Source organism: Streptomyces sp. NPDC088157 (genome assembly GCF_044741545.1).
Classification (GTDB): Bacteria; Actinomycetota; Actinomycetes; order Streptomycetales; family Streptomycetaceae; genus Streptomyces.
Window position 1 is genome coordinate 550,011 of record NZ_JBIUSU010000005.1, and the last position, 22,465, is coordinate 572,475.

19 protein-coding genes and 1 pseudogene are annotated in these 22,465 nt (G+C 71.9%); 7 read left to right on the top strand and 13 right to left on the bottom strand.

The window, feature by feature from the left end; translation table 11 throughout:
- Positions 1 to 358: 358 nt before the first annotated feature.
- A complete protein-coding gene (locus ACIPFH_RS22590; RefSeq protein ID WP_401828765.1) occupies positions 359 to 1,999 on the top strand; it encodes a protein kinase in 1,641 nt (546 codons plus the stop codon).
- A 92-nt stretch (positions 2,000 to 2,091) separates the two neighbouring features.
- Here ACIPFH_RS22590 and ACIPFH_RS22595 read toward each other — a convergent pair whose 3' ends face one another.
- The gene (locus ACIPFH_RS22595) at positions 2,092 to 2,637 is read right to left on the bottom strand and encodes a bacterial proteasome activator family protein (protein WP_356251067.1); all 546 of its coding nucleotides are present in this window, start codon (positions 2,635 to 2,637) and stop codon (positions 2,092 to 2,094) included.
- A 163-nt stretch (positions 2,638 to 2,800) separates the two neighbouring features.
- Here ACIPFH_RS22595 and ACIPFH_RS22600 point away from each other — a divergent pair, with 163 nt between their 5' ends.
- Positions 2,801 to 3,337, top strand: coding sequence for a hypothetical protein (locus ACIPFH_RS22600; RefSeq protein ID WP_401828766.1), 537 nt, complete (start codon positions 2,801 to 2,803; stop codon positions 3,335 to 3,337).
- Positions 3,338 to 3,541: 204 nt separating this feature from the next.
- On the opposite strand, the gene ACIPFH_RS22605 is transcribed toward ACIPFH_RS22600, so the two are convergent.
- Positions 3,542 to 4,534 (bottom strand): NAD(P)H-quinone oxidoreductase, encoded by a 993-nt coding sequence (locus ACIPFH_RS22605; protein WP_401828768.1) that lies wholly within the window; start codon positions 4,532 to 4,534, stop codon positions 3,542 to 3,544.
- Positions 4,535 to 4,687: 153 nt separating this feature from the next.
- On the opposite strand from ACIPFH_RS22605, the gene ACIPFH_RS22610 reads away from it, so the two are divergent.
- Together ACIPFH_RS22610 and ACIPFH_RS22615 are read left to right on the top strand one after the other, a co-directional pair.
- Entirely contained in the window at positions 4,688 to 5,740 is a 1,053-nt protein-coding gene (locus ACIPFH_RS22610) for an ATP-binding cassette domain-containing protein (protein ID WP_401828771.1), read from the top strand.
- A complete protein-coding gene (locus ACIPFH_RS22615) occupies positions 5,737 to 6,585 on the top strand; it encodes an ABC transporter permease (RefSeq protein ID WP_356251011.1) in 849 nt (282 codons plus the stop codon). The genes ACIPFH_RS22610 and ACIPFH_RS22615 overlap by 4 nt, the downstream gene beginning before the upstream one ends.
- 21 nt (positions 6,586 to 6,606) lie before the next feature.
- Here the strand turns inward: ACIPFH_RS22615 and ACIPFH_RS22620 are convergent.
- Positions 6,607 to 7,305: pseudogene (locus ACIPFH_RS22620) on the bottom strand (potassium channel family protein); the annotation flags it as partial.
- Positions 7,306 to 7,443: 138 nt separating this feature from the next.
- Between ACIPFH_RS22620 and ACIPFH_RS22625 the strand changes: the two are divergent.
- Positions 7,444 to 8,562: a potassium channel family protein gene (locus ACIPFH_RS22625; protein WP_401828773.1), complete on the top strand. Its 1,119-nt coding sequence runs from the start codon at positions 7,444 to 7,446 to the stop codon at positions 8,560 to 8,562.
- A gap of 69 nt (positions 8,563 to 8,631) precedes the next feature.
- Here the strand turns inward: ACIPFH_RS22625 and ACIPFH_RS22630 are convergent, their stop codons facing one another.
- The 5 genes from ACIPFH_RS22630 to pdhA all read right to left on the bottom strand — a co-directional run bounded on the left by ACIPFH_RS22630 (position 8,632) and on the right by pdhA (position 14,505).
- Positions 8,632 to 10,041, bottom strand: a complete 1,410-nt coding sequence (locus tag ACIPFH_RS22630; protein WP_401828776.1) for a molybdopterin molybdotransferase MoeA — start codon at positions 10,039 to 10,041, stop codon at positions 8,632 to 8,634.
- Positions 10,038 to 10,973: an NTP transferase domain-containing protein gene (locus tag ACIPFH_RS22635; protein WP_401828779.1), complete on the bottom strand. Its 936-nt coding sequence runs from the start codon at positions 10,971 to 10,973 to the stop codon at positions 10,038 to 10,040. The genes ACIPFH_RS22630 and ACIPFH_RS22635 overlap by 4 nt, the downstream gene beginning before the upstream one ends.
- Positions 10,974 to 11,054: 81 nt before the next feature.
- A complete protein-coding gene (locus ACIPFH_RS22640; RefSeq protein WP_401828781.1) occupies positions 11,055 to 12,368 on the bottom strand; it encodes a dihydrolipoamide acetyltransferase family protein in 1,314 nt (437 codons plus the stop codon).
- Positions 12,368 to 13,372: an alpha-ketoacid dehydrogenase subunit beta gene (locus ACIPFH_RS22645; RefSeq protein ID WP_359123490.1), complete on the bottom strand. Its 1,005-nt coding sequence runs from the start codon at positions 13,370 to 13,372 to the stop codon at positions 12,368 to 12,370. Before ACIPFH_RS22645 ends, ACIPFH_RS22640 begins: the two co-directional genes overlap by 1 nt.
- Positions 13,372 to 14,505 (bottom strand): pyruvate dehydrogenase (acetyl-transferring) E1 component subunit alpha, encoded by a 1,134-nt coding sequence (pdhA, locus tag ACIPFH_RS22650; RefSeq protein ID WP_401828783.1) that lies wholly within the window; start codon positions 14,503 to 14,505, stop codon positions 13,372 to 13,374. Before pdhA ends, ACIPFH_RS22645 begins: the two co-directional genes overlap by 1 nt.
- Positions 14,506 to 14,680: 175 nt before the next feature.
- Between pdhA and ACIPFH_RS22655 the strand changes: the two genes are divergently transcribed.
- Complete coding sequence (locus ACIPFH_RS22655; RefSeq protein ID WP_401828785.1) at positions 14,681 to 15,238, top strand: Lrp/AsnC family transcriptional regulator; 558 nt, start codon at positions 14,681 to 14,683, stop codon at positions 15,236 to 15,238.
- A gap of 66 nt (positions 15,239 to 15,304) precedes the next feature.
- On the opposite strand, the gene ACIPFH_RS22660 is transcribed toward ACIPFH_RS22655, so the two are convergent.
- Positions 15,305 to 15,895 carry a TetR/AcrR family transcriptional regulator gene (locus ACIPFH_RS22660; RefSeq protein WP_401828787.1) on the bottom strand — a complete coding sequence of 197 codons (591 nt, stop codon included), beginning with the start codon at positions 15,893 to 15,895 and terminating at the stop codon, positions 15,305 to 15,307.
- Positions 15,892 to 17,415: a 3-hydroxyacyl-CoA dehydrogenase gene (locus ACIPFH_RS22665; RefSeq protein WP_401828788.1), complete on the bottom strand. Its 1,524-nt coding sequence runs from the start codon at positions 17,413 to 17,415 to the stop codon at positions 15,892 to 15,894. Before ACIPFH_RS22665 ends, ACIPFH_RS22660 begins: the two co-directional genes overlap by 4 nt.
- A 159-nt stretch (positions 17,416 to 17,574) precedes the next feature.
- Between ACIPFH_RS22665 and paaN the strand changes: the two genes are divergently transcribed.
- Positions 17,575 to 19,284 (top strand): phenylacetic acid degradation protein PaaN, encoded by a 1,710-nt coding sequence (gene paaN, locus ACIPFH_RS22670; protein ID WP_356250981.1) that lies wholly within the window; start codon positions 17,575 to 17,577, stop codon positions 19,282 to 19,284.
- On the opposite strand, the gene ACIPFH_RS22675 is transcribed toward paaN, so the two are convergent.
- From ACIPFH_RS22675 to ACIPFH_RS22685, 3 genes are read right to left on the bottom strand one after another with little or no spacing between them, the layout of a single operon-like run.
- Complete coding sequence (locus tag ACIPFH_RS22675; RefSeq protein WP_401828790.1) at positions 19,281 to 20,063, bottom strand: TrmH family RNA methyltransferase; 783 nt, start codon at positions 20,061 to 20,063, stop codon at positions 19,281 to 19,283. The two genes, paaN and ACIPFH_RS22675, sit on opposite strands and share 4 nt — an antisense overlap.
- Positions 20,060 to 21,271 carry an HTTM domain-containing protein gene (locus ACIPFH_RS22680; RefSeq protein ID WP_401828792.1) on the bottom strand — a complete coding sequence of 404 codons (1,212 nt, stop codon included), beginning with the start codon at positions 21,269 to 21,271 and terminating at the stop codon, positions 20,060 to 20,062. Before ACIPFH_RS22680 ends, ACIPFH_RS22675 begins: the two co-directional genes overlap by 4 nt.
- A complete protein-coding gene (locus tag ACIPFH_RS22685) occupies positions 21,268 to 22,356 on the bottom strand; it encodes a DUF5819 family protein (RefSeq protein ID WP_401828793.1) in 1,089 nt (362 codons plus the stop codon). The genes ACIPFH_RS22680 and ACIPFH_RS22685 overlap by 4 nt, the downstream gene beginning before the upstream one ends.
- Positions 22,357 to 22,465: the final 109 nt, after the last annotated feature.

Consider the following 22,465-nt stretch of genomic DNA (forward strand, 5'->3'; position numbering starts at 1 on the left):
TCAGTCCTCGCCGTCGTTTCTGCCCGCGGTGCGCGCGGTGTTGTTACGGTCTCCGTCGGCCACGCTACAGCCTCCGCGCAAGCCTCCGGCCCGGGACGATCCCCGGAACACCGCCCGGGACGGGCTCGGGAGCCGGTCCGCGACCGGCCGGTCATCAAACCTGTACGCCGTACCGACGTGCAAATTCCGTGTACCGGCCGTACGGCACCTGTAACGCTTCCGCGACGCTTCTTTCTCGTAGGGTCACGGATCGGGCACCGAGCTTGACGTGTCAGTGCCCTACGGCAGACTTGGCCCGAATAGCACTATCGATCAACGACAGTCAACGGCCCCTGAGGGCCTACGGGGGACGCAGAAGATGAGCCAGGACGGCGCGCAGGGCCGGTACGCGGGGCGGGCGCTCGCCGCCGGCCGCTATCAGCTGCGCGACTTGCTCGGCGAGGGCGGCATGGCCTCGGTGCACCTCGCCTACGACGCCGTGCTCGACCGTCAGGTCGCGGTGAAGACCCTGCACACCGAACTCGGCCGCGAGCAGGCCTTCCGCGAGCGCTTCCGCCGCGAGGCCCAGGCCGTGGCCAAGCTCACGCACACCAACATCGTCTCCGTCTTCGACACCGGCGAGGACGACGTCGACGGGCTGACGACGCCGTACATCGTCATGGAGTACATCGAGGGCCGCCCGCTCGGCTCGGTGCTCGACGAGGACGTACGGCAGCAGGGCGCGATGCCCGCCGACAAGGCACTGAAGATCACCGCTGACGTGCTGGCCGCGCTGGAGATCAGCCACGAGATGGGGCTCGTCCACCGCGACATCAAGCCCGGCAACGTGATGATGACCAAGCGTGGCGTGGTCAAGGTGATGGACTTCGGCATCGCCCGCGCGATGCAGTCCGGTGTCACCTCGATGACGCAGACCGGCATGGTCGTCGGCACCCCGCAGTACCTCTCGCCCGAACAGGCCCTGGGGCGTGCCGTGGACGCCCGGTCCGACCTGTACTCGGTCGGCATCATGCTGTTCCAACTGGTCACCGGGCGGTTGCCGTTCGAGGCGGATTCACCGCTTGCGATCGCGTACGCGCACGTGCAGGAGGAACCGGTGGCTCCTTCCTCGGTCAACCGGGCGCTGCCGCCGGCCGTCGACGCGCTGATCGCCCGCGCGCTGAAGAAGAACCCGAACGAGCGCTTTCCGACCGCCGTCGCCATGCGCGACGAGTGCCTGCGCGTCGCGGCCTCCTTCCAGCCGGCCCCGCCCAGCATCGTCCCGGGCGCGCAGACGTCGAGCGGCGCGGGCGTCGGTTCCGCGGTGTTCCCGCCGGTCGGTCAGGGCACCCCGGCGCCTCAGGCCGGTGTCCAGACGCCGTACCAGCCCGCACCGACCCCGAACCCGTACGGCACCCCGACGCCGTCCCCGTCCTACGGCTACCCGCAGCAGGGCGGCTACCAGACGCCCGCTCCGGCCTACGGCCATCAGCAGGCCCCGCACACCCCGCCCGCGTACAACCTGACCCCGCAGCCGTCCACCACGGTGTCCTCGGGCGGCGGGGGCCGCAAGAACAGCAAGGCGGTGCTGATCGGCTCGGGCGTCGTCGCCCTGGTGGTGGTCGGCGGCCTCATCACCAGCCTCGCGCTGAACGGCGGCGGCAACGACGACGACGCCAAGGGCGGTACCACCAGCTCCTCGCCGTCGGCGACGAAGGCGGCGGACTACCGGGCCCCGGACACCTCCAAGACGATCGAGTCGACGGAGTGCTCCGAGCCGCAGGAGTCCTACAACGACCCGGACAAGATCCGGGTGCCGAACTTCAAGTTCAAGTACATCGACTCGGTCAAGGAGTGCTTCCAGGCAGCGGGCTGGCCGTACAAGATCACGAAGATCGACGAGAACACGTACGGCGACGGGGCGGTCATGGACCAGTTCCCCTCCGCCGGGACGGACGTCGACCCGGAGGACATGCCCGAGATCGAGCTGAAGATCTCCACGGGCAACCCGCCGTCGTGACCGTCTGACGTCATGGGAAAGGGCCCGGCGCCGAACGCCGGGCCCTTCTCTTGTACGGCCGGGGGTGCAGGTACAGGTACAGGTCTGCGGCTCTAGAGGTACGGTCCGCCCGAGCGGCCGCCCGCGCGCGGGTCGTCGGCGCCCTCGAGGCTCACTCCCGGCGGCAGGGCCCGGCGCATCTGCTCCAACTGGGCACGCGCCGCCATCTGCTGGGCGAAGAGCGTGGTCTGGATCCCGTGGAACAGACCCTCCAGCCAGCCGACCAACTGGGCCTGCGCGATCCGCAGTTCCGCGTCGCTCGGGGTCGAGTCCTCGTTGAACGGCAGGGAGAGCCGCTCCAGTTCCTCGACCAGCTCCGGCGCCAGGCCGTCCTCCAGCTCCTTCACCGAGCTCGAGTGGATCTCCTTCAACCGGGCCCGGCTGGCCTCGTCCAGAGGAGCCGCGCGCACCTCCTCGAGCAGCTGCTTGATCATGCTGCCGATCCGCATGACCTTCGCCGGCTGCTCGACCTGCTCGGTCACCGGGATCTCACGGGAGTCCTCATCAGCGTCGATGTCACCGAGCGCCATGCCGTCCTGGCCTACGACCAGGATCTTCTGGGCGTTCTCCGGCGACCTTTCGTTCCTCGGCATCTCCATGCCGTCATTCTCTCGCACACCCCCACCTCATCACCGTGGCACCCCCCGGGAAAGGTGATCCACTGTTTCCGTTCGGCGGAGTCCGGAATGCGGCGATCAATTCCCGATGTGAGGCTTGTTGCGTCTTTTCTTGGCGACTGGGCACCGGGAGGGGGTCACGGACGTGACTCCATGGCAGCAGGCGTTGTGCGCGACGCGGGCCGGCGTGGGAGTCGGGGTGGGCGTGCTGGGCGTGCTCGTACTGCCCTACGGTGGCGTCTCGTCGTACGCGGCCGTCGCGTCGTACGCCACCGCGTCGGCGCCCGCCTCCGCCACCCCGTCCCCCTCCTCCGCCGAACCGGACCGGGCCGGAAGCCGGGCGGGCGAGGGGCGGCAGCGGCCCGGCCGGGAGGGCGACCGTGCGGACGAGGAGGCGGACGAGGAGGCCCAGGACACGGAGGGCGAGGACAGCGCGGACGAGGATCCGGACGAGGCGAGCGGCGACGGCGACCACTCCGACGACACCGGGGTGTCCGAGTCTCCGGAGGCCGCCGCTCCCGTGCCTCCGGCGGCGACACGGGACGCCGTGCGGCAGGCCGCGGAGCGGGGGGATCGGTCCGACGGCCCCGTGCTGCAGATCCTGCCGCTCGGCAGCGGCCTCGTCCTCATCGGCCTCGGCATCGCACTGGCCCTCGCCGCCCTGCGCCTGCGCCGCGCCTAAGTCCCGCAATCCCTGGTGGATCAGCGCGAGGCGTCGGATGCGGTGCATCGCAAGGCGGAGGCACGCCCGCATACTGGATGTGTTCGGGCGTTCCGACAACGCGGCGAGGTGCCGTAGCTGTCGTCGTGCGCCCGCCGGGGATCACGGGACAGCCCTTACGGCCTGCCCGGCCGCCTCAGTGCCTGCCGCCTGCCGCTGCCTCGGTCAGGTCGCGCTCTCCGGCGTGACCAGCAGCACCTTGCCTACGTGACCGCTGGCCTCGACGTGCCGGTGGGCGGCGGCAGCGTCGCTCATCGGGACCTCGCGGTCCACGACGGGGCGTACGTGGCCGGCGGCCAGCAGCGGCCAGACGTGTTCCCGTACGGCCGCCACGATGGCCGCCTTCTCCTCCAGGGGGCGGGCCCGCAGCGAGGTCGCGCTGATCGCGGCGCGCTTGCCGAGGAGCGCGCCGATGTTGAGTTCGGCCTTGATCCCGCCCTGCATGCCGATGATCGCGAGCCGGCCGTTGACGGCGAGCGCCTGAACGTTGCGGTCCAGGTACTTCGCGCCCATGTTGTCGAGGACGACATCGGCGCCCGCGCCGTCCGTGGCCTGCTTCAGCTCGGCGACGAAGTCCTGCTCGCGGTAGTTGATCAGGATGTCCGCGCCCAGCTCGGCGCACTGCTCCAGCTTCTCCTTGGTGCCCGCGGTGACGGCGACCCTCGCGCCGACGGCCTTGGCCAGCTGGATCGCCATGGTGCCGATGCCGCTGGAGCCGCCGTGCACGAGCAGCGTCTCACCGGGGCGCAGGTGGGCGATCATGAAGACGTTGGACCAGACGGTGCTGGTCACTTCGGGGAGCGCGGCGGCCCGCCGGAGATCGACGCTCTCCGGCACGGGCAGCAGCTGCCCCGCCGGCACCACGACCTTCTCGGCGTATCCGCCGCCCGCGAGGAGCGCGCACACCTCGTCGCCGACGGCCCAGCCGGAGACACCGGGACCGATCGCGGCGATCCGGCCGGAGCACTCCAGGCCGGGGTAGCGGGAGGCGCCGGGCGGCGGGTCGTAGAAGCCCTGCCTCTGAAGGATGTCGGCACGGTTGACGGCGCTGGCCACCACCTCGACCAGGACCTCGCCCGCGCCGGCCACGGGATCGGGGACCTCGTCCCAGACCAGCGCCTCGGGACCACCAGGTTCGGGAATCGTGATCGCATGCATGGAGGCGACGCTACTCCTCCGCCCTCCTCGCTTTCGATCATGATCCGCCCCGTGAAAACGGCCGGACCGGAAAAGCGAGGTGCGATCACCGATGAGTTCGGGTGACGGTAAAGGTCTCCCCATGCGTAGCCCAAGTACGCGGAAGGAACCCCCATGAGCCAGCACACCGCCGGCCTGGCGATCGAGACCGCGGGCCTGGTGAAGACGTTCGGAGAGACCAGGGCCGTGGACGGCGTCGACCTCGCCGTCCCCGCCGGCACGGTCTACGGCGTCCTCGGCCCGAACGGCGCCGGCAAGACGACCACCGTCAAAATGCTCGCCACGCTCCTGCGACCCGACGGCGGCCAGGCCCACGTCTTCGGCCACGACGTCGTCCGGGAGGCCGACGAGGTGCGCGGCCGAGTGAGCCTCACCGGCCAGTACGCGTCCGTGGACGAGGACCTCACCGGCACCGAGAACCTGGTGCTGCTGGGCCGGCTGCTCGGGCACGGCAAGAAGGCCGCACGGGAGCGGGCCGCGCAGCTCCTGGCCGCGTTCGGGCTCACCGACGCGGCAGGAAAGCAGGTCAAGCACTACTCGGGCGGCATGCGGCGCCGCATCGACATCGCCGCGTCCATCCTCAGCACGCCCGACCTGCTCTTCCTCGACGAGCCGACGACCGGACTCGACCCCCGCAGCCGCAACCAGGTGTGGGACATCGTGCGGGCGGTGGTCGCCCAGGGCACCACCGTGCTGCTGACCACGCAGTATCTGGACGAGGCCGACCAGCTGGCGTCCCGGATCGCCGTCATCGACCGTGGCCGGGTGATCGCCGAAGGCACGAAGGGCGAGCTCAAGGCGTCCGTCGGCGCCGGCTCCGTCCATCTGCGCCTGCGCGACGCCGAACAGCGGGCGGAGGCCGAGCAGCTGTTGCGGCTCGCCCTCGACGCCGACGTCCAGCGGGAGCCGGACCCGGTGGCGCTGACCGCCCGCCTCGGCGCGGCGGTGGGCGACACGGCCGCCGCGCAGGCCGCCCGGGCCCTCGGCGAGCTGGCCCGGGCCGGCGTGGTCGTCGACAACTTCTCCCTGGGCCAGCCCAGCCTGGACGAGGTGTTCCTCGCCCTCACCGGACACGACACGAGGGCCGACACCGAGACAAAGGCCGACTCCGACACGGCCGACGCCGACACACCGGACCGCGGCCAGAAAGGCGAGGTGGCGGTATGAGCACCGCGACCAGCACGGACGTCCAGGATCTCGCCCCCGTCAGCGCCGAGTCGCTGACCGCGCTGCTCGTCGCGCGGGAGCGGCCGCCCCGCCCCAGCGCCCTCTCGGCCTCGCTCACCTTCGGCTGGCGGGCGATCCTCAAGATCAAGCATGTGCCGGAACAGCTCTTCGACGTCACCGCGTTCCCGATCATGATGGTGCTGATGTACACGTACCTCTTCGGGGGCGCCCTGGCCGGGTCCCCGGAGGAGTACATCCAGTTCCTGCTGCCCGGCATCCTGGTGATGTCGGTGGTGATGATCACGATGTACACGGGTGTCTCGGTGAACACCGACATCGAGAAAGGCGTCTTCGACCGCTTCCGGTCGCTGCCGATCTGGCGGCCGTCGACGATGGTCGGCTATCTGCTGGGCGACGCGCTGCGCTACACGATCGCGTCCGTCGTGATGCTCACCGTGGGCATCGTCCTCGGTTACCGGCCGGACGGCGGCCTCGCGGGGGTGATCGCCGGAATCGCCCTGCTGGTCGTCTTCTCGTTCGCGTTCTCGTGGATCTGGACGATGTTCGGGCTCCTGCTGCGCACCGAGAAGTCCGTGATGGGCGTCAGCATGATGGTGATCTTCCCGCTCACCTTCCTGTCCAACGTGTTCGTCGACCCCCGCACCATGCCGGGCTGGCTCCAGGCGTTCGTCAACAACAGCCCGGTCACCCATCTGGCCTCGGCGGTGCGCGGACTGATGGCGGGTGACTGGCCCGGCGCGGAGGTCGCCTGGTCGCTGGGGTGGGCCGGGCTGTTCGTGCTGGTCTTCGGGCCGGTGACGATGCGGCTGTACAACCGCAAGTAGCGCGACCCGAAGCCACGCTCCTCAGGCCGGCGGGAGTGGCGGGACGCCGGGCATACCGGGCGTCCCGAGGGTGGCCCGGTCACGGTCCGGGCCCACCCGCACGATCGTGACCACCCGGTCCGTCGGTTCCAGCCTGCCGATCGCCGGGTCGTCGTAGGCGAGGACCCGGTGCCCCCGGACGACGCTCACCACCAGGTCGTCCGTGTCGCGCGGCCCCCGGCCCACCTCGGCCTTGGTGACGGTCCGTTCGACGAGATCGAGCCCGTCGCCCTGCTGGATGAGGTCCTCCATGATCTTGCCGGCCGCCGGACTGAGCACGGACAGGCCGAGGAGCCGGCCGGCCGCGCCGGCGCTGGTGATGACCTCGTCGGCGCCCGACTGCCTGATGAGCGGTGCGTTCTCCTCCTCGCGGACCGCCGCCACGATCTTCGCCCCGGGGTTGAGCTGGCGGGCCGTCAGCGCCACGAGGACGGCCGTGTCGTCGCGCTGGGTCGCGATGACGATCCGCCCCGCCCGCTGCACCTCGGCCCGCCGCAGCACATCACTGCGGGTGGCGTCCCCGACCACGCCCTCGTAACCCTCGGCCGTCGCCGCGTCGATCACTTTGGCACTGGGGTCGATCACCACGACCTGCTCCTTGCGCAGGCCAGCAGCACAGGCTGTCCGGATCGCGGACCGCCCCTTCGTACCGAAGCCGACGACGACAGTGTGGTCGCGCAAGGGGACCTCCGGGATCATGGACGTCCGTGGCCTCATGGACATCCGTGGACTCATGGACTCGTGTTGCTTCACGACGGGCACGAACCCGCCGGGAACCATGGTGCCCACCGATCGGATCACCGCCACAGGGGGCACACGATGAAGGACGACGAACGACAGCCGGCCCGCCCGGCCAGGCTCTCCCTCTTCAGGTCCCTCTGGTACCGCTCACGCTCCGAAGCCCGGGACGACGCCGAGGCGGGCCGTTCCATCACGATGCCCCTGCGCATCGCCGTCCCTCCCCTCCTGCAAGTGCTGCGGCGCCTCGCCATGGGCCTGCTGGTACTGGCCGTCACCACGCTGATCGTCTACGTCGACCGCGACGGCTACAACGACAACTCGGACGGCTCCGTCGGGCTCCTCGACGCCGCCTACTACGCGACCGTCACGCTCTCCACCACCGGCTACGGCGACATCACCCCGGTCAGTGACTCGGCCCGGCTCATCAACATCCTCGTCATCACACCGCTGCGCGTGGTGTTCCTGATCATCCTGGTCGGCACCACCCTGGAGGTACTCACCGAGCGCACCCGCCAGCAGGTCCGCGTCCACCGCTGGCGGGCCCGCACCAGCAACCACATCGTGGTCGTCGGCTACGGCACGAAGGGCCGCCACGCGGTGGCGACCCTCGTCGGGCAGGGCATCGCCAAGGACCGGATCGTGGTCGTGGACGCACAGCGCAAGGCCGCGCTCGCCGCCGGCGACGACGGCCTGGTATCCGTGACCGGGGACGCCACCCGCTCGGAGACTCTTCTCAAGGCCGAGGTCCAGAACGCCTCCCGGGTGATCGTCTCCCCGCAACGCGACGACACGGCCGCCCTGGTCACCCTCACCGCCCGACAGATGAACCGGCGCGCGACGATCGTCGTCGCCGCCCGGGAGGACGAGAACGTACCCCTGCTGAAGCAGAGCGGCGCGGACACCGTGATCACCAGCTCCAGCTCCGCCGGCCGTCTGCTCGGCGTCTCGATGATCAGCCCGACCGTGGCCAGGACCCTGGAGAGCCTGATGACCCTCGGCAGCGGCCTGGACCTCATCGAGCGCCCGGTCGGCAAGGCGGAGGTCGGAGAGACGCCCCGCAGTTGCAGGGACCTGGTCGTAGCCGTCGTCCGGGGCAAGGAGCTGCTGGACTACACCGATCCCCGGCTCACCCGTCTGCAACTGGGGGACCGCGTGATCACGGTAAGCCGCGCCGTTCCGGCCGCCGATCAGGCATGACGATGTTTCACGTGAAACAGGGGCGAGCGGCGACCGTTTCACGTGAAACGCGGGTGAACCAGGACTGTTTCACGTGAAACAGGCGTCGATACCGGCCGACGCCCAGGGCAGGTCGAGGAGCTCGGTCTCCTGACCCGCCCGTGCGCCACCCGGCGGCACGACGGCGAGAGCGTCGGCAGCCGCGATGCCCCGCAGCATGGCCGGGCCGTTGTAGTGCAGCGGCACGGCATGGTCACCCCGCAGGACGACCGGGATCAGCCGGGTGTCGTACGGGTGCCCGTGCGCCGCTTGCCTCAACGGCAGCGCGTACCGCTCGGGGGCCGGGCGGGCGGCGAGGGTGCGCAGCAGCGGCTCGGCCAGCGTGAGCAGACCGGAGACGGCCGCGAGAGGGTTGCCGGGCAGTCCGACGAGGTGCTGGTCCTCCTTGAGACGGGCCAGCAGCATCGGGTGGCCCGGGCGCACCTTGACGCCGTCGACGAGGAGCTCGGCGTCGACGCGGCGCAGAGTGGGGTGAACGTGGTCGACGGGTCCCGAGGCGGTCCCTCCGGTGGTGACGATGAGGTCGGCGCCGGATGCGGTGATGGCCTTGTACAGGGCCTTCGCGTCGTCGCCGAGCCTGCGCACGGCGATGACGTCGGCGCCCAGCCCACGCAGCCACGGGGGCAGCATCGGGCCCAGCGCGTCCCGGATGAGGCCGTCGTGCGGGCGGCCTTCGGTGAGCAGTTCGTCGCCGAGGACGAGCACCTCGACCCGGGGCCGGGGAACAGCGGCCAGCGTGTCGTACCCGGCGGCCGCGGCGAGGCCGAGGACGGCCGGCGTCACCACCGCCCCGGCACGCAGCAACTGGTCCCCGCTGCGGCACTCCTGGCCGCGCGGGCGGATGTCCTGGCCGTGCTGCATCTCGCGGGTCGGGTGCAGTCGGCCGTTGTCGTCGATCCGGCCGTGTTCGCTGCGCAGTACCGCGGTGGTGTCCGGGGGAATCCGGGCGCCGGTGGCGATCCTGACGGCCTCGCCGTCGGCCAGCGACGCGGGCGCCGCGCTCCCGGCCAGCACGCCCTCTTCCCGGACACGCCAGGGGCCGGGACCGGCGACCGCCCATCCGTCCATCGCCGAGGTGTCGAAGGAGGGCAGATCGGTGAGGGCCGTCAGCGGGGCGGCCAGAACGAGGCCGAGGGCGTCGCCGAGGGTCACGGAGACAGGGGTGGGGCGGGCGGCGCCGGAGCGGGCGGCGCGGGCGGCGATCGTCCGGGCGTCGGACCAGGGGATCGCCCGGTGGCGGTGCTCCCCAGCCTCTGCCCGGTGACCGGCCTCCGGGGAGGAGGGGGAGGCCGGGGTGCTGTTGCCGTCGCCCTCGCGCCGTGCCGGGCTGCGGTCGCCGGTCGGGCGCGCGGTGCCGTTGCCGTCCTTCACGAGGGCGAGCGCCTCCTCGACGTCGAGGTCCTCGGCGTCGAGGCCCTGCCCGGTGCCGCGGGCGGTCATCCGGCGTCCGGTCCGGAGCCGCCGGGCCCTGCGCTCTTCTCCTGCCCGGGCTTCTCCTGCCCGGGCTTCTCCTGTGCGGCTTCCTCCTGTGCGGCTTCCTCCGCCCAGCGCAGCGCCAGCGCGGCGGCCTTGCGGGCGGCCTCGGCGACGGCTTCGGGGCCTCCCTGGGCCTGCGCGGCCGCGTAGCCGACCAGGAAGGTGGTCAGCGGGGCTGCGGGTCTGGCCACACCGTGGGCGGCGTCACGGGCGAGATCGAGGAGAACGCCGGTGTCGACGTCGAGGTCGATGCCCAGCTCGTCCTTGACTGCGGAAATCCATTCATCCAACACGTGGCCATGCTCCCTGATACGTGCTCTGGCGGTGGCGATGTCGTCCCAGGTGTCGCAGTCGAACGACGCGACGGGGTCGGGGACGCGGGTGAGGTCGAGCCCGGCGGTCAGTCGGCGCAGTGGCAGGCCGGTGAGGCCACCCCGGTCGGCGGAGAGCACCGCCAGTTCGCGGCGCAGGGCGGCCGTGCGGTACACGGCGACGAGCGGCTGGTCGCGGCCGTCGGCGTCGGTGAGCAGCACGCCCTCGGCTCCGCCGGAACGCAGCGCGGTCAGCAGCCGCCGTACGGTGTCCGCCGCGAGGAAGGGCAGGTCGGCGGAGAGGACGAGGACGTCGTCCGCCGCGGTCCGGCGCAGTCCCGCGTCGAGTGCGGCAACGGGTCCCGCGCCCGGCGGGTCCTCGCGTGCCCAGCGCACGGGCCGGGCGGTGGGACGGGGGTCGGCGACGACGACGGTGGTGCGCGCGTCGGCGCAGGCGCCGAGCACCCGGTCGAGCAGGGCGCGCCCGCCCACCCGCACGCCCGGCTTGTCGGCGCCGCCGAGCCGGCGGGCGCCGCCACCGGCGAGCACGACGGCGTCGTGGGCGGCGGGCTCGTTCGAGGTCACCCCCCGAGTATGCGGGCCGCCCCGGGGATGCGGGCCCGTCCGATCACGGGAAAGGCACGAATCGCCGGGGCGCCTGCGCACTCACAGGGTGCGCAACAGCACCGCCGGCCGCTCCACGCAGTCCGCCACGTAGCGCAGGAAGCCGCCCGCCGTTCCGCCGTCGCAGACCCGGTGGTCGAAGGTGAGCGAGAGCTGGACGACCTGGCGCACGGCCAGCTCGCCCTCGTGCACCCACGGCTTGGGGACGATGCGGCCGACGCCGAGCATGGCCGCCTCGGGGTGGTTGATGATCGGCGTCGAGCCGTCGACTCCGAACACCCCGTAGTTGTTCAGGGTGAAGGTGCCCCCGGTGAGGTCACCGGGGGTGAGACGTCCCTCCCGTCCCGCCTCGGTGAGCCGGGCGAACTCGGCGGTGAGTGCCTCGGCGTCCCGGGCGTGCGCGTCGCGGACGACGGGCACGACAAGTCCCCGCTCGGTCTGCGCGGCGAAGCCGAGGTGGACATGGTCGAACTGGACGACCTCCCGGGCCTCCGGGTCGACGGTGGAGTTGAGCTCCGGGAAACGGGCCAGCGCCGCGGTGCAGATACGGGCGAGAAGCGCGAGGAGGGAGATCTTCGGCCCACCGGACGCGTTCATCACCGTCCGGGCTCCCATCAGTTCGGTCGCGTCGGCGTCCACCCAGCAGGTCGCGTCGGGGATCTCGCGCCGGCTGCGGGAGAGCTTGTCGGCGACGGCGCCCCGGACGCCCTTGAGGGGGATGCGGCGGCTTCCGGTGGCTGCGGGGGACCCGGGCGACCGCTGAGCCGCCTGTTCCCGGGGGGCGGCCACCCGCAGCGCGTTCTCCACGTCCGCCCGCAGGATCAACCCATCGGGCCCCGAGCCGGTGAGTTCCCGCAGGTCCACGCCGTTCTCCCGGGCGAGCCTGCGCACCAGCGGGGAGATCACCGGAACGGGTCCGTCGGGCGCCTCGGCCGGGGCTGTCGGGAGGGCCGGGGCTGCCGGGGCTGCGGCGTCGACGGTCACGGAAGCGGCGGGTTCGGGCCGCGCCGACCGGATCCGGCGCCGGCGCGCGGGTGCCTGCGAAGTGCCGTACCCGACGAGCACGTTGCCCGAGCCCTCGGTGTGGGCGGCCGGACCGCCGGAGGCCGGCGCGCCGACCGCGACCGTGATCAGCGGGGCGCCGACAGGCAGTTCGGTGCCCTCCTCGCCGAAGCGGGCGGTGACCACACCGCCGTAGGGGCAGGGCACCTCGACCATCGCCTTGGCCGTCTCCACCTCGACGACCGGCTGGTCGACGGCGACGACATCGCCGACCTGGACCAGCCAGCGGACGATCTCCGCCTCGGTGAGCCCCTCCCCGAGGTCGGGGAGCTTGAACTCCAGCACCTGTGCCATCAGTTCTCGGCCTCCCACTGCAACCGGGCCACGGCGTCCAGGATGCGGTCGACGCCGGGCAGATGGTGGCGCTCCAGCATCGGCGGCGGATAGGGGAGGTCGAACCCCGCGACGCGCAGCACCGGTGCCTCCAGGTGGTGGAAGCAGCGCTCCGTGACGCGGGCCGCGATCTCCCCGCCCGGGCCGCCGAAGGAGTTCGACTCATGGACGACGACCGCGCGGCCGGTCCGCCGTACCGAGGCGGAGACCGTCTCGTCGTCGAAGGGAACCAGGGAACGCAGGTCGACGACCTCGAGGTCCCAGCCCTCGGCGCGCGCCGCCTCGGCGGCCTCGAGGCAGACCGGCACCGACGGCCCGTAGGTGATGAGCGTGGCGCTCCGGCCCGGACGCCGCACCACCGCGCGGCCGATCGGCTCGACGCTCTGGGGGTCCTCCGGGTTCCAGGAGTCCTTGGACCAGTACAGGCGCTTGGGTTCGAGGACGACGACCGGGTCGTCGGATGCGATGGCGGCGCGCAGCAGTCCGTAGGCGTCGGCGACCGTGGCGGGCGTGACGACGTGGAGGCCCGGGGTCGCCATGTAGTACGCCTCGGAGGAGTCGCTGTGGTGCTCGACGCCACCGATGCCGCCGCCGAAGGGCACGCGGACGGTGATCGGCAGGGGCATACGGCCGCGGGTGCGGTTGCGCATGCGGGCGACATGGCTGATGAGCTGCTCGAACGCCGGGTAGGCGAAGGCGTCGAACTGCATCTCCACGACCGGCCGCAGTCCGTACATCGCCATGCCGACGGCCGTGCCGAGGATGCCCGCCTCGGCGAGCGGGGTGTCCGTGCAGCGGTCCTCGCCGAACTCCGCTGCGAGCCCGTCGGTGACCCGGAAGACACCGCCGAGGGTGCCCACGTCCTCGCCCAGGACGTGCACCGACGGGTCGGCGGCCATCGCGTCCCGGAGGGCGCGGGTGAGGGCCTGCGCCATGGTGGCGGGCTTGAGGGCGACGGTGGTCATCAGTGCGCGCCTTCCTGCTCGGCCTCGAGCTCGGCCCGCAACAGGTCGCGCTGTTCGCGCAGTTGGGGGGTGGGTTCGGCATAGACGTGGGCGAACAGGTCCATGGGGTCGAGGACCGCGTCCTGGTTCATGCGGGCGCGCAGGTCGGCGGCCATCGCCTCGGCGGCGTCCCGCGCGGAGTGCTTCGCGTCCTCGTCGAGCAGCCCGCGCGCGGTGAGTTCGCGCTCCAGCAGCTGGATCGGGTCGTGTTCGCGCCAGGTCTCGACCTCGGCGTCGCCTCGGTAGCGGGTGGCGTCGTCGGCGTTGGTGTGGGCCTCGATGCGGTAGGTCACCGCCTCCACGAGGGTGGGGCCGCCGCCCTCACGCGCGTGCCGTACGGCGTCGGCCAGCACCTCGTGCACGGCGGCCACGTCGTTGCCGTCGACCAGGCGGCCCGGCATGCCGTACCCGACGGCCTTGTGGGCCAGGGAGGGCGCGGCGGTCTGCTTGGCGAGCGGTACGGAGATCGCGAAGCCGTTGTTCTGCACGAAGAACACGACCGGGGCCTGCCAGACGGCGGCGAAGTTCAGCGCCTCGTGGAAGTCGCCCTCACTGGTGCCGCCGTCGCCGACCATGGCGAGCGCGACCACGTCGTCGCCCTTGAGACGGGCGGCGTGCGCGAGGCCCACGGCGTGCGGGAGCTGGGTGGCGAGCGGTGTGCACAGGGGCGCGACACGGTGCTCGTAGGGGTCGTAGCCGGTGTGCCAGTCGCCGCGCAGCAGGGTGAGGGCCTCGACGGGGTCCACACCGCGTGCGACGACGGCGAGGGTGTCTCGGTAGCTGGGGAAGAGCCAGTCCCGCTCCTGCAGGGCGAGCGCGGCGGCGACCTCGCAGGCCTCCTGGCCGGTGCTGGAGGGGTAGACGGCGAGTCTGCCCTGCTTGGTGAGCGCGGTGGCCTGGACGTTGTAGCGGCGGCCGCGCACCAGCTGGGCGTACAGCCGGCGCAGCAGTTCGGGGTCGGCCTGCGCGGCCGCGTCGGTGCCGAGGACGCGGTACGGCTCCGCGTCGGGCAGCAGCGGCGCGGGGTCGGTACGGGGCTGCCAGGCCGGCGGCGGAGTCGGCCGGTACGCGCCCCGCTGCTCCATGACCGTCATGACGGCACCTCCTCGTGGGAGTGGCTACGGGAGACGCGTCGGATGTGATGCGCCCCACCTACCGATTGTTCGGTCGTCGGCACATTTTGGCTACAGGGCCCCTCAGGCTGTGGACAAACGGTTCTCCACAACCTGAGATGGGTGCAGTACGTCCATGGTAGGGAGGCGGGGGGACATGGCATCTGAACAAATGGCCGACGGATCGGAGAACGGCGCCTCGTCGCCTCCGGGCAACCCTCCGCCGCCGGCCGGTGCCCCGTCGCCGAGCAGTGCCCCGCTGTCGCCGCCGCGTCCGCTGGACGCCATCGATCAGGACATCCTCCAGATGCTCCAGGCGGACGGCCGTGCCTCGATACGGTCGGTCGCCGAGCGCGTCCACGTCTCGCGCGCCAACGCCTACGCACGGATCAACCGGCTCATCGAGGACGGCGTCATACGCGGCTTCGGCGCCCGCGTGGACCACGAGCGCGCCGGGCAGGGCACGAGCGCCTACATCACGCTGAAGATCGTGCAGAACTCCTGGCGGACGGTGCGCGAGCAGCTCAGACAGCTGCCCGGCGCCTCCCACATCGCCCTCGTCGGGGGCGATTTCGACGTCCTGCTCCTGGTGCACACGCCCGACAACAGGGCGCTGCGCGAGGTGGTGCTCACCCGGCTCCAGGCGATCCCCGAGGTGCTCAGCACGCGCACGCTGCTGGTGTTCGAGGAGGAGGACCTGGAGCCGCAGGGCTGAGCCCTGGGCGCCGCCGCGAAGCCCGCCCTGCCCGGCGGGCGGGCAGCACCGCTTCGCAGACCCGGCCTAGGAGGCCGTGCGCAGCCCCTCGAAGACCAGCCGCACCACCGCGTCGGCCACCTCGCTCTCGACCATCCCCCGGCCGCCCGGCCGGTACCACTCGACGATCGAGTTGATCATCCCGAAGACCAGCCGGGTCGCGAGCCGTACCTCCATGTCGCCGCGTACGTCCCCCTCGGCGGCGGCCGCCTTCAGCAGTTCGGCGACGCGGTGGTCGAAGTCGCGGCGCCGCTCCAGGGCCCACCGCTCGGTGTCGGTGTTGCCGCGCACGCGCAGCAGCAGTGTCACGTACGGCAGATCGCCGATGAGCACCTCGACCATGCGCCGCACGACGTACTCCAGGCGCTCCGAGGCGTGCCCCACGCGCGCGTGCTCCTCGTCGAGGATCGCGAAAAGACCGTCCAGGGCGCGGCTGACCGCCCGCCGCAGCAATTCCTCCTTGCCGGCGACATGGTGGTAGATCGACGACTTGGAGATGCCGGCGGCCTTGGAGAGGTGCTCCATGGAGGTGCCGTCGTAGCCGCGCTCGTTGAAGACCTGAACCGCGACGGAGAGCAAGGTCTCCGGGGTGTACGTGTCGCGCTTGACAGTGGTCACGAGGCGCCCTCCCGCTTCTCGGTGGCGTAGGAGTGCCGGTAGAGCGCGAGGGAGGGCGCGTAGCGGCCGGAGGGGTCCCGCTCGTGCAGGTCGTCCAGGAGGGAGCAGGCCCAGGTGCGGCCCAGTCTGCGGCTCCACTCGAAGGGGCCGAGCGGGTAGTTCACGCCCAGGCGCATCGCGGTGTCGATGTCCTCCTCGGTGGCCACGCCCTTGGCCACGGCGTCGTGCGCGAGGTCGACGATCCGCGCCACCGTACGGGCGACGATCATGCCGGGGACGTCGCCGATGACGCTGACGTCCTTGCCGAGCGCCTGGAAGAGGCCGATCGCCTCGGACATCGTCTGTGTGGAGGTGTCCTGGGAGGCGGACAGGGCGACGCGGGTGGCCTTGCGGTAGTCGAGGGCGAGGTCGAAGTACACGACGTCGCGGAACTCCACGGAGGTCTGGCCGTCGGCGAGGGCCAGCTGGCCGTCTCCGGGCAGCACCAGGCGGGTGCCGTGGTCCTCTTCCTCCTCGCGGACCTGGATGCCCGCCTCACGGATCAGCGCGAGCAGTTCGGAGGCGGGTCCCAGGTTGCCCTCGGCGACGACGTACGCGGGCGGCTGGGCCTTCTCCGCGGTGTGCGGTTCGGCCTGTTCGGCGGCCCCGGTCGCGTCGGAGTAGTCGTACCAGCCCCGGCCGGTCTTGCGGCCGAGGCGGCCCGACTCGACCAGGCGGCGCTGGGCGAGCGAGGGCGTGAAGCGCACGTCCTGGAAGAAGGACCGCCACACGGAATGCGTGACCGACTCGTTGACGTCCTGTCCGATCAGGTCGGTCAGTTCGAAGGCACCCATCTTGAAGCCGCCGGACTCGCGCAGGATCGCGTCGATCGTGGCCGGGTCGGCGCCCTGCGCCTCGTAGACGGCGAACGCCTCGGCGTAGAAGGGCCGCGCGATGCGGTTGACGATGAAGCCGGGGGTGTCGGCGCAGGCCACCGGCGTCTTGCCCCAGGAGCGGGCGGTCTCGTACGCGCGCGTGGCCGAGGTGACGTCGGTGGCGTACCCGGAGACGACCTCGACGAGCGGCAGCAGCGGCGCGGGATTGAAGAAGTGCAGGCCCACCAGGCGGCCCGGATTGCGCAGAGCGCCCCCGACGGCGGTCACCGACAGGGACGAGGTGTTGGTGGCGAGCAGACAGTCCTCGCCGACGACCTCCTCCAGCTGCCGGAACAGCTCCTGCTTGACCTCCAGGCGCTCCACGACGGCCTCGACGACCAAGGAGCAGTCCGCGAGGTCGGCGATGCCCTCCGCGGGCAGCAGCCGCGCCCGGGCGTCGTCCCGGTCGGTGCCGGCGAGGCGGCCCTTCTCGACGAGCCGGTCCAGGCGGGCGCCGATCGCGGCGGCCGCCTCGCGGGCACGGCCGGGCGCGGCGTCGTACAGCCGCACGGTGTGGCCCGCCACCAGCGCGACCTGGGCGATGCCCTGGCCCATGGTGCCGGTGCCGACGACGGCCACGGGGCTGCTGAGGTCGAGTGCTGTCATGTGCGCGATCCTCCCGCACTGGGATTTCCACAGATGCGGCAGGCCCCCTTGTCCCGACCGATCGTTCGGTTACTCTAACCCTGACTGGCTGTTTCTGCCCAGGTTTCCGCCAGGTCATGAGCTCGACGGAGAGTTCTCAAGACGAGGAGTTGGTCCCGCATGGCCGCCGCAGAACCGACCGCGCACGCTCTGATCGCCCAGCACCGGCCCACCCTCGATCAGGCCCTGGAAGCGATCCGCACCCGCGCGTACTGGTCCCCGCACCCCGAACACCCCAAGGCCTACGGGGAGAACGGCAGCCTGGACGCCGCGGCCGGCAAGGCCGCCTTCGACGCCGTTCTGCACACCCGCCTCGACCTCGGCCAGCCCGGCACCGACGACTGGGTGGGCGGCGAGGTATCGCCCTACGGCGTCGAGCTGGGCGTGACGTACCCGCACGCGGACGTGGACACGCTGCTGCCCGCCATGCGGGCCGGGCAGCGCGCCTGGCGGGACGCGGGCGCGGAACTGCGCGCGGTGGTCTGCCTGGAGATCCTCAAGCGGATCAGCGACCGGACGCATGAGTTCGCGCACGCGGTCATGCACACCTCCGGCCAGGCCTTCATGATGGCGTTCCAGGCGGGCGGCCCGCACGCCCAGGACCGCGGCCTGGAGGCGATCGCGTACGCGTACGCGGAGCAGGTCCGCACACCCGGTACGGCCGAGTGGAGCAAGCCCCAGGGCAAGCGCGAGCCGCTCGCGATGACCAAGAGCTTCACGCCGGTACCGCGCGGGATCGCCCTGCTCATCGGCTGCAACACCTTCCCGACATGGAACGGCTACCCGGGCCTGTTCGCCTCCCTGGCCACCGGCAATGCGGTCCTGGTCAAGCCCCACCCACGCGCGGTGCTGCCGCTCGCGCTGACCGTGGGCGTCGCCCGCGAGGTGCTCGCCGCCGCCGGTTTCGACCCGAACCTGGTCGCGCTGGCCGCCGAACGGCCCGGCGAGGGCATCGCCAAGGCGCTGGCCACCCGCCCCGAGATCAGGATCGTCGACTACACCGGCTCGACCGCCTTCGGCGACTGGCTGGAGACCAACGCCCGCCAGGCGCAGGTCTACACCGAGAAGGCCGGCGTCAACACGGTGGTCGTGGAGTCCACCGACGACTACAAGGGCATGCTCGCCAACCTGGCGTTCTCGCTCTCCCTGTACAGCGGCCAGATGTGCACGACCCCGCAGAACCTGCTGATCCCCCGCGACGGCATCCGCACCGACGGGGGAACCAAGACCTACGACGAGGTCGTCGCCGACCTCGCCCGCTCGGTCGACGGCCTCCTCGGTGACGACGCGCGGGCGAACGCGCTGCTCGGCGCGATCGTCAACCCGGACGTCAAGGCCCGTCTGGAGGCCGCCGCGGGCCTCGGCGAGGTCGCCCTCGCCTCCCGCGAGGTGAGCAATCCGGAGTTCCCGGACGCGGTCGTGCGCACCCCGGTGCTCGTCAAGCTCGACGGGGCGCGGAAGTACTGGGAGGGGACCGACGACGAGGCCGCCTACATGAGTGAGTGCTTCGGCCCCGTCTCCTTCGCCGTCGCCGTCGATTCCGCGGCCGACGCGGTCGACCTGCTGCGGCGCACAGTGCGTGAGAAGGGCGCGATGACCGTCGGCGCGTACACCACCGACGAGGAGGTCGAGCGGGCGATCGAGGAGGTCTGCCTGGAGGAGGCCGCCCAGCTGTCGCTCAACCTCACCGGCGGGGTCTACGTCAACCAGACGGCCGCGTTCTCCGACTTCCACGGCTCGGGTGGCAACCCGGCGGCCAACGCGGCCCTCACCGACGGCGCGTTCGTCGCGAACCGTTTCCGGGTGGTCGAGGTCCGCAGGGACGTCTAGACGCCCACGGCGTGCGGTGCGCCCCCGGTGGCGCTCCAGTGGTACAGCGTCATGGCCACACTGGTCGCGAGGTTGTAGCTGGAGACCTGGGGGCGCATCGGCAGTGCGAGAAGGTGGTCGGCACGCGCGCGCAGCTCGGCGGAGAGACCGCTGCGCTCCGAGCCGAAGGCCAGCAGGGCGTCGTCCGGCAGTTCGACGCCCCGGAGGTCGTCGCCCTCCGGGGCGAGGGCGAACACCGGGCCGGCCGGCAGCTCGTCGACGGTCAGCCGCTCCACGGCGGTCGCGAAGTGCAGCCCCGCCCCGCCGCGCACCACGGTCGGATGCCAGGGGTCGAGCGTGCCGGTGGTGACCACCCCGGTCGCCCCGAAACCGGCGGCCAGCCGGATCACCGCGCCCGCGTTGCCGAGGTTGCGCGGGTTGTCCAGAACCACGACGGGAGCACTGCGGGGCGCGTGCGCCAGCCGCTCCAGGCGGGCCTCGCGGGAGGGCCGTACGGCCAGGGCGGCGACAGCGGTGGGATGCGGGCGCGGCACCAGGGACGTGTACGTCGCCTCCGGGACCTCCGTCAGGAGCGCCTCCAGGGCGTCGCGCACGTCGGGGGCGAGTTCGTCGGCGAGGGCGAGCGTCGCCCGCCGGTCGGCGGTGACCGCTACCGGAACCTCGGCCCCGAAGCGCACGGCGTGCTTGAGGGCGTGGAAGCCGTCGAGCAGCACGGTGGCGTCGGCGAGCCGGCGCCATCGGCCGAGCGGATCGGAACCGGCGGTCACGGGGTCGGTCATGCCGTGAACCCTACGCGGGTGTGCTCGGGCTCCTCCCTGGCCTGCGGCTCCGGCGCCCCGGCAGGACCGCTGCCGGGAAACAGCCGTCCACGCGCGCGTGCCGCCCAGCCGCCCAGCCGGTGCAGGAACGTCGTCGGCAGGAAGACGGCGTCCGTCGCGATCATCGCCAGTGAGAAGAACGGCAGCCCGAGCAGCACGGCGATGACCGCGTGCTCCGTCATCATCAGGGCCAGCAGCACGTTCTTCAGCCGCCGGTTGGCGAGCGTGAACGGGAAGGCGACCTGCACGATCACGGTCCCGTAGGTGGCCAGCAGGACCATCGTGCCGCTGCCGGCGAGCAGGTCGGCGAGTCCCGGCCAGGGCGAGAAGTAGTCCAGGTGCAGGGGGTAGTACGCGGCGGTGCCGTCCTGCCAGCGCGAGCCCTGGATCTTGTACCAGCCGGCCGTCGCATAGATCAGACAGGCCTCGGCCATGATCACGACCAGGGCCCCGTTGTGCAGGATGTTGCCGATCACGTCGAGCAGGATCCGGGGCTCCGCGGGCTTCGTGCGGCGCCCGACGGCCCACCACAGCCCCTGCACCGCCCACGCCGCCCACAGGAGCGCCGGAATGGTCCAGTCGCTGTGGAAACGGCCCGCCACGGTCACCGTGACCAGGACGAACCCGGACGCGGCCCACAGGGCGGGCCCCACCCGGTCCGTGACCCGCTCCCCCCGCGCGCGTGCCTCGTCCGCCCGCCGGGCCCGCCGCGCGTCCAGCGACCACACCCGACCGCACCGCATGAACACGAGGTAGATCGACATCAGGTGCAGGACGTTGTCCCCGCCGTCACCCACGAAGACGCTGCGGTTCTGCAGAGAGAGCACACCGACCATGAACAGCACCGACATCGCGCGGGTGCGCCAGCCGAGGAGCAGCAGCGCGGCGGCGACCAGCGCGAGCAGGTACACCGCCTCGAACCAGCCCCGCCCGTCCGACCACATCAGCGCCGTGAACGCGCCGTTGGTGTCGATCAGCTGCCGGGCCAGCTCCCAGTCCCAGGGACCGTCGGGGCCGTACAGCTCCTGACGGTGGGGGAACTCGCGCAACAGGAACAGCAGCCAGGTGGCGCTGAAGCCGATCCGGACCACGGCGCTCTGGTACGGCGCGAGCGCGGACTCGGTGACGCGGGCGATGGCGGCGGACACCGACAGGGAGAACCGGTTCACCTCGTGCCTCCCTCGGTCCCGCCGTCCGGCACCGACCACCAGGACAGCTCGCGGTACACCGGGCTCATCGACACCTTCTCGGTGCTCCACTTCGGCGGGGTCACGTTGGTGGTCTGCGAACGGACCTGGATCCGCTCGATGACGCCGCCGTCACCGGTGCCCCCACGCTCCAGACGCAGCACCACGATGCGGCGCAGGTACGTCTCGGAGAGGGCGCCGCGTATGCCGACGGGGCGGTTGTCGCTGTCGTGCGTGGCGGTGAAGAAGTCCCAGGCCCGGCGCAGCTCGTTCTGCTGGGTGTGGCTCGGCAGCAGATTGCCGTCGATGGCCCGGCCGTCCTGCGCGGACAGGTCGTACCAGCCGGTGGTCCGCGAACCGCCGTCCGCGCCACGGACCTGGGCGCGGACCTGGACGGCGATGTTCTGCTGAAGCGGGTTCGGCGCGAAGAGCTTCCAGTTCTGCTCGAACTCCGGGTAGATCCAGTCGTCGATCGCCTTGCCGTGCGCCTTGGTGACGGTGTTCGACGGGGCGACGTGCAGGAACACCATCCCGACATGCACACAGACGGCCACCGCGACCACGGCCAGCGCAAGCGCGGCGCCGACCTGATAGCGGGGGGACAGGGCGGCCACACCGGTACGCGTCCCGGACCGAAGCGGCTCGCCCACGAGACCGGCTTCGGTGACGGCGGTGGCGATCTCGCGAGGAGGGGCGGGTCGACGACCCGCGTGCTCGGCAGGGGAGCCAGGCTCAGGATCAGGCCCCCCGTCCTCGGCCGAAGGGCCGGGCTCAGGACCCGCGTGCTCGGCAGCGGAGCCCCGCTCAGGCCCCCCTTCGCCGGCCGAGGAACCAGGCTCACGCTCATGCCCGCTCACGTCGGCCGCCGATCCAGGCTCACGGTCCCCGTCTTCGACCGAGGAGTGAGATTTCGAGCCCGCGTCTTCGGCCCGGGAGACAGGTACAGAGCCCGGAAGTTCGGCTCGCGGGCGGGGAACGGCGTCCTGGGCGGGTGGACTCGCCGCCACCGCCTCCCCTGACGTGTTCGGCCCCTTGGGAGAGCCAGAGCCTCCGTCGTACACGTCCATTCCGCCCCGTTCCCCGACACCGGTCGTCTTCGCGCTGCGCCGCGCAATCGCGAACGGTACTCAGCCTCACCCGTTCGGCGCAGCCCCCTCCCCGCGGCGCCCGGGCCGG

Excerpts from the sequence above, each read along its gene's own strand:
- ACIPFH_RS22590 (WP_401828765.1), top strand. The coding sequence starts at position 359 with ATGAGCCAGGACGGCGCGCAGGGCCGGTACGCGGGGCGGGCGCTCGCC.
- ACIPFH_RS22595 (WP_356251067.1), bottom strand. The coding sequence starts at position 2,637 with ATGGAGATGCCGAGGAACGAAAGGTCGCCGGAGAACGCCCAGAAGATC.
- ACIPFH_RS22605 (WP_401828768.1), bottom strand. The coding sequence starts at position 4,534 with ATGCATGCGATCACGATTCCCGAACCTGGTGGTCCCGAGGCGCTGGTC.
- ACIPFH_RS22610 (WP_401828771.1), top strand. The coding sequence starts at position 4,688 with ATGAGCCAGCACACCGCCGGCCTGGCGATCGAGACCGCGGGCCTGGTG.
- ACIPFH_RS22615 (WP_356251011.1), top strand. The coding sequence starts at position 5,737 with ATGAGCACCGCGACCAGCACGGACGTCCAGGATCTCGCCCCCGTCAGC.
- ACIPFH_RS22625 (WP_401828773.1), top strand. The coding sequence starts at position 7,444 with ATGAAGGACGACGAACGACAGCCGGCCCGCCCGGCCAGGCTCTCCCTC.
- ACIPFH_RS22630 (WP_401828776.1), bottom strand. The coding sequence starts at position 10,041 with ATGACCGCCCGCGGCACCGGGCAGGGCCTCGACGCCGAGGACCTCGAC.
- ACIPFH_RS22640 (WP_401828781.1), bottom strand. The coding sequence starts at position 12,368 with ATGGCACAGGTGCTGGAGTTCAAGCTCCCCGACCTCGGGGAGGGGCTC.
- ACIPFH_RS22645 (WP_359123490.1), bottom strand. The coding sequence starts at position 13,372 with ATGACCACCGTCGCCCTCAAGCCCGCCACCATGGCGCAGGCCCTCACC.
- pdhA (WP_401828783.1), bottom strand. The coding sequence starts at position 14,505 with ATGACGGTCATGGAGCAGCGGGGCGCGTACCGGCCGACTCCGCCGCCG.
- ACIPFH_RS22655 (WP_401828785.1), top strand. The coding sequence starts at position 14,681 with ATGGCATCTGAACAAATGGCCGACGGATCGGAGAACGGCGCCTCGTCG.
- ACIPFH_RS22665 (WP_401828788.1), bottom strand. The coding sequence starts at position 17,415 with ATGACAGCACTCGACCTCAGCAGCCCCGTGGCCGTCGTCGGCACCGGC.
- paaN (WP_356250981.1), top strand. The coding sequence starts at position 17,575 with ATGGCCGCCGCAGAACCGACCGCGCACGCTCTGATCGCCCAGCACCGG.
- ACIPFH_RS22675 (WP_401828790.1), bottom strand. The coding sequence starts at position 20,063 with ATGACCGACCCCGTGACCGCCGGTTCCGATCCGCTCGGCCGATGGCGC.
- ACIPFH_RS22685 (WP_401828793.1), bottom strand. The coding sequence starts at position 22,356 with ATGGACGTGTACGACGGAGGCTCTGGCTCTCCCAAGGGGCCGAACACG.